This window comes from Rhizobium sp. SEMIA 4085 (assembly GCF_013004495.1).
Lineage (GTDB): Bacteria > Pseudomonadota > Alphaproteobacteria > Rhizobiales > Rhizobiaceae > Rhizobium > Rhizobium gallicum.
Window position 1 is genome coordinate 1 of record NZ_JABEPH010000215.1, and the last position, 10476, is coordinate 10476.

Here is a 10476-nt window from a genome sequence, read left to right on the forward strand (position 1 = left end):
GCGGCGGCTCCTGCGGGCCACGCCCCGAAGAGGCCATGTCGCGTGCAATGCCGTAAATGCTCGTGCATGCCGGCCGGTTCGGGGTGAGGTTGATCTCGATGCCAGGATCGTCGAGATGGGCATAAGCCGCATAGCTGGTCCCAATTGGCGCGTCTTCAGGCAAATCGATGATGCCCTCATGATTGTCAGAAATCATGAGTTCCTTTTCGGAGCACATCATGCCATGGCTTTCGACGCCGCGGATATTGCCGACGGAAAGCGTCACATCGATGCCGGGAACATAGGTGCCCGACGCGGCAAATGCGCCGACGAGGCCGGCCCGCGCGTTCGGCGCCCCGCAAACGACCTGGATCGGCGCACCCTTGCCGGTATCGACCGAGAGAACTTTCAGGCGGTCGGCCTGTGGATGTTTCTCAGCGGAGAGAACCCTGGCGATGATGAAAGGCCTGAAGGCCGCCTTGTCATCGACATCTTCGACCTCCAGCCCGATCATCGTCAGGCGGGTGCAGATTTCATTCAGGGTGGCATCCGTTTCCAGATGATCCTTCAACCAGGAGAGCGTGAATTTCATGATCTCAATCCTCCCTTACACGCTCAAGCCGCCGAACAGCGTCGGCATGTCGAGCGGGCGGAAGCCATAGTGGGTCATCCAGCGGACATCGGCGTTGAAGAAGTCGCGCAGGTCGGGCATGCCGTATTTCAGCATAGCGATGCGGTCGAGGCCCATGCCCCAGGCAAAGCCCTGATATTCGTCCGGGTCGAGCCCGCCATAGCGCAGCACATTCGGATGGACCATGCCACAGCCGAGGATTTCCATCCAATCCGTTCCTTCGCCGAATTTGACGATCGGGCCTGAGCGGTCGCATTGGATGTCGACTTCAAAGGACGGCTCAGTGAACGGGAAGAACGACGGGCGGAAACGCATCGTCACGCTGTCGACCTCGAAGAAGGCCTTGCAGAACTCTTCGAGCACCCAGCGCATGTTGGCGACGTTCGCCTTCGTGTCGATCACCAGTCCCTCGACCTGATGGAACATCGGCGAATGGGTCGCATCCGAATCCTGACGATACGTCTTGCCAGGGATGATGATGCGGATCGGCGGCTTCTGCGCTTCCATGGTGCGCACCTGTACGGGCGAAGTGTGCGTACGCAGCACTTTTCGCTCGCCGTTCTCATCCGGTTGGAAGAAGAAGGTGTCGTGCATTTCGCGGGCTGGGTGGCCTTCGGGGAAATTCAGCGCCGTGAAATTGTAATAGTCGGTCTCGACATCCGGACCTTCGGCGATCGAGAAGCCCATGTCGCCGAAGATCGCGGTGATTTCGTCGACGATTTGGCTGATCGGGTGAATGCGGCCGCGCTCGGCGGGCGAGGAGCGGACCGGCAGACTGATGTCGACCGTCTCGGCCTTCAGGCGGGCATTGACTGTCGCTTCCTTGAGCGTCGCCTTGCGAGCGGCAAGTGCATCTGCGACCTCATTCTTGAGGACATTGATTGCAACGCCCTTGGTCTGGCGCTCTTCAGGCGACATCGCGCCGAGCGTCTTCAGGAGCTCGGAAACGGAGCCCTTTTTCCCGAGGGCCGAAAGGCGCACGGCTTCGAGTGCCGGTTCGTCGTTGGCGGCAACAATTTCGGCAAGCAGCGATGATTTGAGCTGGTCGATATCTGACATCGTCAATTCTTTCCGTCCGGGATCAGGCGGGCAAATCGGAGGCTGGTTAGAACCGGCCGGGCAAGCAGTAGAGAGAAAGAAAAACCCGCGCCAGCCCAAACCAGCGCGGGTTTCCCAAAATTCAAAAAAGCGTCAAGGTTGGGAAGCGCTGGTTAACGAACCGCGCTTTCAAACTCATTCTTCGTACCGGCATCCTTGAGGTACTCGAGGGCCTTCTTGGAGGCTGTGACGAGCGCGCCGAATGCTTCCGGCTCATGGATCGCCATGTCGGAGAGGACCTTGCGGTCGACCTCGATGCCAGCCTTGTTCAGGCCGTCGATGAAGCGGCCGTAGGTAAGGCCGAATTCGCGGACGGCAGCGTTGATGCGCTGGATCCAAAGCGCGCGGAAATTGCGCTTGTTGACCTTGCGGTCGCGGTAGGCGTACTGCTTGGCGCGATCGACGGCAGCCTTGGCGGTACGGATAGTGTTCTTGCGGCGGCCATAGAAGCCCTTTGCTGCCTTCAGAACTTTCTTGTGCTTGGCATGGGCTGTAACGCCTCTTTTTACACGTGCCATTTCATGATCTCCTTAATCTAAAGCGTTCGCGGAATAGTCTTAGAGACCGTTCGGCAGGTAGTTCTTCACAACCTTGCGGCCATCGGGTTCTGCGAGAACCATCGTGCCACGTGCGTCGCGAATGAACTTGTTGGTACGCTTGATCATGCCATGGCGTTTGCCAGCAGCAGCGGCCTTGACCTTGCCGGTCGCGGTAATTTTGAACCGCTTCTTGGCCGAGGACTTCGTCTTCATCTTGGGCATTTTGCTACTCCGTTTCTATCTTCCCTGCGCGCTTCTTCAAAAAAGCCCTTCTGCGATGTCCGGTCTTCCGGCCGTCGCAACAAGGTGCGGGAGTGTTTGTTGTTGATCTGCGGGCATGGCGACGAAACCGTCCCGCAAGCATTCGAAACTGCCACGGCATGCCCTGCCGGTCAGTTCGGACGCGCGCTTATACCCGCAGCGCCGCCAAAGTGCAACGGGGCAGACGAGGATTCTTCAGGCGCGCTGAAAAACACAAAAGCCGCCCTTACGGACGGCTTTGATGCATTGATGAGGACCGCTCACTTCGGCGCGAGCACCATCATCATCTGGCGGCCTTCAAGCTTCGGTTCGGCTTCGACCTTTGCAAATTCCAGTGTGTCCGCCTTGACCTGCTGCAGAAGCTTCATGCCGAGTTCCTGGTGGGCCATTTCGCGGCCACGGAACTTCAGCGTCACCTTCACCTTGTCGCCTTCCTCAAAGAAGCGGCCCATAGCCTTCATCTTCACCTCATAATCATGGGTGTCGATGTTCGGACGCATTTTGATTTCTTTGACTTCGACAATCTTCTGCTTCTTGCGCGCCTCGGAGGCCTTCTTCTGGTTGGCGTACTTCAGCTTGCCCAGATCGAGAATCTTGCATACAGGCGGTTCGGCGTTGGGAGAAATTTCCACAAGGTCGAGGCCGGCTTCTTCAGCCATTCTCAAGGCCTGATCGGTGGGCACCACGCCCAAATTCTGTCCTTCAGCATCAATCAACTGAACCTTAGGAATACGGATTTCCCGGTTCGAACGCGGCCCTTCCTTCACGGGCGCGTCGGTTTTAAAAGGTCTGCGAATGGTCGTACTCTCCTCGAGTTGTTTCAGATCGCAGCTTCGCGCTCCATTGGGGCGCAACGAAGTCTCGCTATCGCTGCGATGTCGTCAATAACACGCTTTAGCGGAAAAATCACCTGCTGTCAGCCTATCGAGAATCTGTTTTATAGGCACAAACAATGGGAGTTTGTGCTTATGTCCGAAGCAACAGCCATATCCGAGCCGCAGTTCCTGACGGTGGGCGAAGGCGACGCGGAGCGAAAGATCGCTTTCATCATTCGTCAAGCCACCTCGAAGGATCGCGGCCCGACCTTCGTCTGGCTCTCCGGCTATCGGTCGGACATGAGCGGCACAAAGGCGATAGAGCTCGATCGGCTGGCCGGCGAACTCGGACTTGCCTGCATCCGCCTCGACTATTCGGGGCATGGACTTTCCGCTGGAGAGTTTAAGGATGGAACGATTTCCCGCTGGCTGGAAGAAGCGCTCGCCGTCCTCCTCCATGCAAGACCCGAGCGCGTCATCATCGTCGGTTCCTCCATGGGCGGATGGATAGCGTTGCGGCTGGCGCAGGAACTTGCAAAGTTGGAGGGGGCGCCAAAGCTCGACGGTATGGTGCTGATCGCGCCGGCACCCGACTTCACATCGGACCTCATCGAGCCGCACCTGAGGAAAAAGGATCGCGCCTCGCTTGCCGAACGCGGCTATTTCGAAGAAAAGTCCGACTACAGCCCGGAGCCCAACATTTACACCCGTGCACTCCTGGAAGACGGCCGCGAAAACCGGGTTTTGACCGGCATCATCAACACAGGCTGCCCGGTGCATGTCCTGCAGGGCATGAAATATCCGGACGTTCCCTACAGTCACGCCATGAAGCTGGTTGAACACCTGCCCGCCGACAATGTCGTGTTGACGTTCATTCGCGATGGCGACCATCGGCTTTCACGGCCGCAGGATATCGAGCGGATACTATCTGCCGCCAAAGGCCTCATTCGTTAGTCGAAGCAGGCGCCTGCCGCCTCCACCAGAGCTCGAGACCGTGCGCGCCTGGAACCGACGGTTGTGTGGCATTTTAACCATGTCGGGTTGTTAGGGCAGCCCTTCGAGAAGTAATGATTGACTCCTCAACGCCCTCTCCGTTAACTCTTTGTTAACAAATACAAGGGCGATGCAGGGAAACGGGCGTGCGGATCAAGGGTTACTTGATGGTCATGATGGCCATGTTTGCGATGTCTTCGGCCGCATTACCGGCCCCCACAAGAAACCTCTCGATGGTTACCGGCGGCGCCACCTCGCAGCCAATCGGCCATTATGATTTCTGCCAGTTGCACCGGATCGAATGCGGTGCGGACCGCAATGCAGGGCCGGCGGAAATGAATGGCGAGAAGTGGGCTCTTGTCCGCTCGGTCAATTCCACCGTCAACAGCACCATCACTCCGATGACGGACAAGGAAATCTACGGCAAGGACGAAATCTGGGCTTATCCGGGAACGGCGGGCGACTGTGAAGATTTTGCACTCCTTAAGCGCCGCATCCTGATCCAGCGCGGCTTTGAGCCGGCAAACCTTCTGATGACGGTGGTGCGTAAACCGGATGGCGAAGGCCATGCCGTGCTGACGCTTCGCACAACCGAAGGCGACTTCATTCTCGACAACCTCGCTTCCAGCGTGAAGCCCTGGTTCGACACGGCTTATTCCTTCGTCAAGCGCCAGTCGAGCTACAATGCGGGCCGCTGGGTGACGATCGAAAACGGCCGCGACGTCCTGGTCGGCGCTTTGAAGTAAGAAATTCAACCTTCAGCACCAAGGCCTGCGACGGTCGGCCGCTTCATGAGACTTTGTGTGCCGCACGGTCTCGCGCCCTTCGATTGATTTCAAGGCGTTCAGTACTTGCAATCGTGTCACTGACCTCGATTGCTTCGGCTGCGCCGGACCGGGCCTCACCCATGGCCGATCAGGATCCCGGCAGCTAGCACAAGGCCCCCGCCGACCACGACCTGGAAGGCGGCGCGCAGAAATGGCGTTTCCATATACCTGTTCTGGATGAACGCGATCGCCCAGAGCTCGAAAAAGACGATGACGACGGCGGTGATCGTCGCCGTCCAGAATTGCGGAATGAGATAGGGCAGTGCGTGGCCGAGACCGCCGAGCGTTGTCATGATGCCGCAGGCGAGACCACGCTTGATTGGCGAACCGCGCCCGGAAATCTTGCCGTCGTCATGGGCAGCTTCGGTGAAGCCCATCGATATACCCGCGCCTACCGAGGCCGAGAGGCCGACGAGGAAGGTCTGCCACGTATCCTGCGTCGCAAAGGCGGCCGCAAAGATCGGCGCCAGCGTCGAGACCGAACCATCCATCAAGCCTGCAAGGCCGGGCTGCACATAGGTGAGCACGAATTGCCGCCGCGCCGTATCGTCCTCGGCGTCTTTTACGCCCTCCGGCGTATGTTTGTCGCCGAGCATCCTGGCAATGTCTTCATGACCCTGTTCGGCGAGCGCGAGATCGCCGAGAAGCTGGCGCGTCGAGGCATCCGAAGTCTGCTTTGCCGCCTCGACGTAGAAGCGATAAGCCTGCTCCTCCATCGTCTCGGCCGCCTGTCGCACTGCTTCCAACGACAGGTTCTTGCGCAGCCAATCCGGCTTGCGCTCATAAAAGCCCTGCACATGCTCGCGGCGAATTAACGGAATGCGTTCGCCGAAACGCTCCCGATGGATCTCGATCAGCGACTTGCGGTGCGTATTTTCGACTTCCGCCATGTCCTCCAGGACCTGCGCCGAGGCGGGATAAGCGGCCTTCAGCTGGTCGGCATAGGCACGATAGATGCGGGCGTCGTCCTCCTCGGAGGCAATCGCTAGCGCCAGAATTTCCTGTTCCGACAATGATTTGAATGAACGTTTGAACGACCTGAAAAACTGCGGCAGCATAACAATAGCTCCATTTTAGAATTATTCTAAATCTAAACAGCGCTCCGCAAGGCGTCAAGCACCGCGCGGACGATCCCGACAGATTGCCGCAAGACGAATTGTGGACTTCAGTTGGAAGAGGCGGGTGCCTATATGAGGCGTGCTGCAACAAAGCGACCATGGGTCTGAGATGAATAGTGAATTGCAAGGCAGGGCGGCGCATGCCGCCGCAATCCGCCAGCGAGCGGAAGCAGAAATGAATGCGATGGGCATCGACAATGCCTTCATCGACAGGCTGGTCGAGACATTCTACGGCCGCGTCCTTACACATCCCGAACTCGGCCCGGTTTTCGACGCCCGGCTTGCCGGCCGCTGGCCGGAGCACATGGCGAAGATGAAGAGCTTCTGGTCGTCCGTCGCCTTCCGCAGCGGCGCCTACGGCGGGAAGCCGGTGCAAGCACATGTCGGTGTTGCAAACATGACGCCGGCTCTCTTTCCGCAATGGCTGGAGCTCTTTGCCGCAACGCTCGATGATATCGCTCCAAATGCCGCGGCAAAGGCCTGGTTCATGGCGACAGCGGAACGCATCGCGAAGAGTTTGACGCTATCGCTATTCTACAACCCCGCACTGGACGATCCGGCGCGCAAGCCCGCCTAAGCTTTTTCCGTCGAAAAGGTCGCACTTGCGCTCGCCGCAACGACCAGCGCGGTCCCGAGCGTCTGCAACAGCGTCATGGGTTGCGCAAGGATGAGGAAGCCCGCGAGCGCGCCGATTGCCGGTTCCAAGCTCATCAGGATGCCGAACGCGGCCGTCGACATCCGCCGTAACGCAATCATTTCCAGGGTATAGGGCAAGAGCGGAACGAGGATCGCCAGACCTGCCATCTCGACGAGACCGTAGCCATCGAGGTTCGACGCGGCCCCGGCAAAGCCGAAGGGCGTCGCCACCACCGCTGCCACGATCAGCGACATGGAGAGGCCTTCCAGTCCCTTGAACGCCGCACCGACCTTTTTCGTCAGCATGATATAGCATGCCCAGCCCGCGCCGGCGCCGAAGGCAAAGAGCACGCCGGGCAGATTGCCGACCCATTGCTCGCCATCATAGGCGAGGAGGAGAACTCCGGCTGCGGCAATCGCCGGCCAGATCAGGCGCCGCGTCAGGCCATAACCGAACGTCGCGACCGAAAGCGGACCAAGAAAATCGATCGCTACCGCAAGCCCCAAAGGAATTCGCTCGATCGCCGCGAAGAAGGACATGGTCATTAGCGCTGTCGTCGTGCCGAGAACCAGTGCGCCGATCCATTGCTCGCGGCTGTAGCGCAGTAATGGCGGGCGAACGGCGATCGCAAGGATGACTGCCGCGAAGGCAAGCCGTAGCCAGGAGGCACCGGCCGATCCATAGGCTGCGATCGCGCCGGAAGAGAATGCTGCACCAAACTGAATGGACGACATCGACAGCAGGCACATGAGTGCACCGGCCGCAACACCGCTGGAAAATGAGGGGGTCGCTGCAGTTAGCGCAACGGCACTGCCGTTTGCCGCTGGTTCGCCCGTCTTCTGATCCATTTTCCGCTCCTGATTTGCTCCACTGATACGAACGCAATCGCAGAGCGGCAAATGCAAACTTCTGATCCGAACATAAGCGCGCTTTATGAACCGAGACGCTAAAACGCCAGCCTAGTTTCGAGCACCTCTTCAGCCTCGCTGAGGCTCATGCCAAACACTTTTTTGCCGATCTCAAAGCTGAATCCATTCCGGGCGAAAGCTGAAAGCTCCTTCACCTTTCGCTTCTCATCTAGATCGCCACGCCGGAACGGACCAAAGGCGCGCTTGCGGGCGAAGACGACGGCGGCGAACAGATCGTCTGCACGCTCGAGCGCGGTATCGACGATATCGGTTGCCACCCCTTTCGAGGAGAGTTTCTGCGCGATGTTCCGTTTCGACTTGCCGCCGCGCACCGCCGAGCGGGTGCTCACCGCAGCATAGGCGACGTCGTCCAGAGCCTTCTGGTCGTAGGCGAATTTAACCGCCGAGTCGGCCAGCGCCTTCAGCTGCGCCGCACTGATGTCTTCGAACTTCTGCTTCGCCTTTCGCGTGATCGCATCGAAGAGCTGTTTTTCCGTCATCATCCGGCGCTCGAGGCGATAGATCGTCGAGTTGCGTGCCCAGGAGAGCATTCGCGGCGTCGGAACATCGGATTGCTGATTTTGGTCGTCCATCGCAGGCTTTCTAGGCCTCCAGCCCTTTCAGCATATTGGCGACGTTGAGACCGATTTCCGTTACGCCATAGCCGCCCTCCATGCAGGTCAGGACTGGAAGGCCCGCCTTGGCGATCAATGCGCCCATGCGTGTGAAATCATCGGAAGTCAGCTTGAAGAAGGAGATCGGATCGCGTTCGAAGGTATCGACGCCGAGCGAGACGACGATGGCTTCGGCGCCAAAAGCCTTGATGCGCGCAAGCGAATCCGCAACCGCTGCCGACCATGCAGCCCAGGCCGTGCCGCGCGGCAGCGGGTAGTTCGCATTGCAGGTTTCGCCGTCGCCCTCACCGGTTTCATCGGCATAGCCCCAGAAATAGGGAAAGGCATTGGCGGGTTCGCCGTGCAGGGACGCAAAGAAAATGTCGCCGCGGCGATAGGTGATGTCCTGCGTGCCGTTGCCGTGATGGAAATCGACATCGAGGATCGCAACCTTCTTTGCGCCGATATCCAGCAGGCGTTGGGCCGCGACGGCGGCGTTGTTGATGAAGCAATAGCCGCCGAAGAGATCGATGCCCGCATGATGGCCGGGAGGCCGGCAAAGCGAGAAGGCGAACCGGTTTCCGCCATTTAGCCAATCGGCGCCGGTGATCGCGCATTGCATCGAGGCAACGGCGGCCTCGTAGGTGCCGCCGGTGATCGAGGTTTCGGTGGCATTGGCGTAATAGCCGAGCATTCCGTCGATATCGTTCGGCACGCGCTGCGTTGCGCGGCGCACCGGCAGTGAGGTCGGGATCGCTTCGCCCGCGGCCCCGCTCGCCTGCCACAAAGTCCAGGCCTTCGACAGGAAATCGAGATAGCCGGCGTCATGCACTTTCAGAGCCGTTTCCAGTCCATGCCGTTCCGGCGCAACAACATCCGAAAAGCCCGCTTCTTTGACTGCTTTTAGGATCCACTCTGCGCGAAACGGTCCTTCGAACGGCGTCACCAGCAGACCGCCATGCAGCTCTGTCTTCGCATCGCGCAGCTTGTGGTCTTCGGAATAAATGACGCGCACCGGCTTCTCCCCTGATTTGTTTTGTTGGATAAGGCGCGGCGGATGCACGCCTTGTCAATGGTTTAGGGAGCGATGCGCTTGTAGAAGAGCGTGGTTGCGCAATAGCCGCCTTCCGGCCACATCGCATAATCCGGAATGACGCCGGCGCGCTCCCAGCCGAGTCGCGGATAGATTGCCTCCGCCTCGCTGCCGGTTGCTGTGTCGAGCACCAGCAGGCGCTTGCCATGTTTTGCGGCTTCGTGTTCGATCGCTTCCATCAGCAGCCGTGCCATACCTTTGCCACGAGCAGAACGATGCACGAGCAGCTTCTTCAAATCGCCACGGTGCGGCTGGTTCGGCATCGAGGCAAATCCGACCTGCACCGTCCCGACGATCTTTCCGTCGATCTCAGCCACGGCGAGCAGGTTGACGCCCGCCCCGACCGTTTCTGCGACGCTCCTCCAATAGGGCTCGGCGTCGGCCGCCGTGTAAGGCTGCATAAAGCCGACTGAAGCGCCGCCCTCCACGCAGTCGACGAGTATCTCGCAAAGTTCCGGAATAGCCCCATTGGCCTGTTGTGCATCAAGAATACGAATGACGGTCACGATCTCTCTCCTGAAAATCAAATCAGCGGGTGCTACGGTTGAGCACGACGCAATAACGGGCGGGTTTGCCGGTGGGATTGCGGAAGACATGCCCCTCCCCGACCGGCATGAAGAGGCAATCGCCGGGCAAAAGATGATGCACCGTTGCGCCAGTGGTCATCTCCATCTCGCCTTCGAACACCCAGACGTGCTGTGTCATGCCGTGGCTTGCCGTATGCGGCGGAAAGCTGACGCAGGCGCCCGCAGGGAACTCGACGTCGACGATATCGACCTCGGACGACGTTGCGGGTGGCGAGACGGAGCGGCGCAGATAACCGGTTTCCGGATCGCGCCAGACCTGCTGCTCATGGCGTCTTGCAAGTGGCGAGGCCTGTCGTTCATCGGCAAAGAAGGCTGAAAGCGAAAGCCCGTGCGCAGCACAGACCCTTGCAAGCAGCGCGGCCGTCGGGCTCGCCTC

Annotated in this window: 14 protein-coding genes; 3 read left to right on the forward strand and 11 right to left on the reverse strand. The window is 59.3% G+C overall.

The features are described 5' to 3' along the window. The 5 genes from ytpR to infC all read right to left on the reverse strand — a co-directional run. A partial coding sequence (gene ytpR / locus C9413_RS20220) for a YtpR family tRNA-binding protein (RefSeq protein ID WP_348648789.1) occupies positions 1–571 on the reverse strand: 571 nt, incomplete at its 3' end. Between the two features lie 15 nt (positions 572–586). After that, on the reverse strand, positions 587–1669 hold the full coding sequence (gene pheS / locus C9413_RS20225; RefSeq protein WP_039843609.1) for a phenylalanine--tRNA ligase subunit alpha: 1083 nt from the start codon (positions 1667–1669) through the stop codon (positions 587–589). A gap of 152 nt (positions 1670–1821) precedes the next feature. Continuing rightward, positions 1822–2226, reverse strand: coding sequence for a 50S ribosomal protein L20 (rplT, locus tag C9413_RS20230; RefSeq protein ID WP_039843608.1), 405 nt, complete (start codon positions 2224–2226; stop codon positions 1822–1824). 39 nt (positions 2227–2265) lie between these two features. Next, on the reverse strand, positions 2266–2469 hold the full coding sequence (rpmI, locus tag C9413_RS20235; RefSeq protein ID WP_004108077.1) for a 50S ribosomal protein L35: 204 nt from the start codon (positions 2467–2469) through the stop codon (positions 2266–2268). 299 nt (positions 2470–2768) lie between these two features. Then, a complete protein-coding gene (infC, locus tag C9413_RS20240) occupies positions 2769–3305 on the reverse strand; it encodes a translation initiation factor IF-3 (RefSeq protein ID WP_074063010.1) in 537 nt (178 codons plus the stop codon). Positions 3306–3476: 171 nt separating this feature from the next. Between infC and C9413_RS20245 the strand changes: the two genes are divergently transcribed. Next, on the forward strand, positions 3477–4277 hold the full coding sequence (locus C9413_RS20245) for an alpha/beta hydrolase (protein ID WP_170250821.1): 801 nt from the start codon (positions 3477–3479) through the stop codon (positions 4275–4277). A 185-nt stretch (positions 4278–4462) separates the two neighbouring features. Next, on the forward strand, positions 4463–5062 hold the full coding sequence (locus C9413_RS20250; RefSeq protein ID WP_039843606.1) for a transglutaminase-like cysteine peptidase: 600 nt from the start codon (positions 4463–4465) through the stop codon (positions 5060–5062). Between the two features lie 155 nt (positions 5063–5217). On the opposite strand, the gene mbfA is transcribed toward C9413_RS20250, so the two are convergent. Beyond that, the gene (gene mbfA / locus C9413_RS20255; protein ID WP_170250822.1) at positions 5218–6201 is read right to left on the reverse strand and encodes an iron exporter MbfA; all 984 of its coding nucleotides are present in this window, start codon (positions 6199–6201) and stop codon (positions 5218–5220) included. Positions 6202–6370: 169 nt separating this feature from the next. Between mbfA and C9413_RS20260 the strand changes: the two genes are divergently transcribed. Continuing rightward, a complete protein-coding gene (locus C9413_RS20260; RefSeq protein WP_039843604.1) occupies positions 6371–6838 on the forward strand; it encodes a truncated hemoglobin in 468 nt (155 codons plus the stop codon). Here the strand turns inward: C9413_RS20260 and C9413_RS20265 are convergent. The 5 genes from C9413_RS20265 to C9413_RS20285 form a co-directional block, all read right to left on the reverse strand. Next, positions 6835–7746 carry an EamA family transporter gene (locus C9413_RS20265; protein WP_039843603.1) on the reverse strand — a complete coding sequence of 304 codons (912 nt, stop codon included), beginning with the start codon at positions 7744–7746 and terminating at the stop codon, positions 6835–6837. The two genes, C9413_RS20260 and C9413_RS20265, sit on opposite strands and share 4 nt — an antisense overlap. 98 nt (positions 7747–7844) lie before the next feature. Beyond that, complete coding sequence (gene recX, locus C9413_RS20270) at positions 7845–8399, reverse strand: recombination regulator RecX (RefSeq protein WP_039843602.1); 555 nt, start codon at positions 8397–8399, stop codon at positions 7845–7847. Between the two features lie 10 nt (positions 8400–8409). Continuing rightward, the gene (locus C9413_RS20275; RefSeq protein ID WP_039843601.1) at positions 8410–9435 is read right to left on the reverse strand and encodes a histone deacetylase family protein; all 1026 of its coding nucleotides are present in this window, start codon (positions 9433–9435) and stop codon (positions 8410–8412) included. A 62-nt stretch (positions 9436–9497) separates the two neighbouring features. Continuing rightward, a complete protein-coding gene (locus tag C9413_RS20280) occupies positions 9498–10019 on the reverse strand; it encodes a GNAT family N-acetyltransferase (protein WP_039843600.1) in 522 nt (173 codons plus the stop codon). Between the two features lie 22 nt (positions 10020–10041). Further along, the coding region (locus C9413_RS20285) for a cupin domain-containing protein (RefSeq protein WP_170250823.1) at positions 10042–10476 on the reverse strand (435 nt) is incomplete at its 5' end.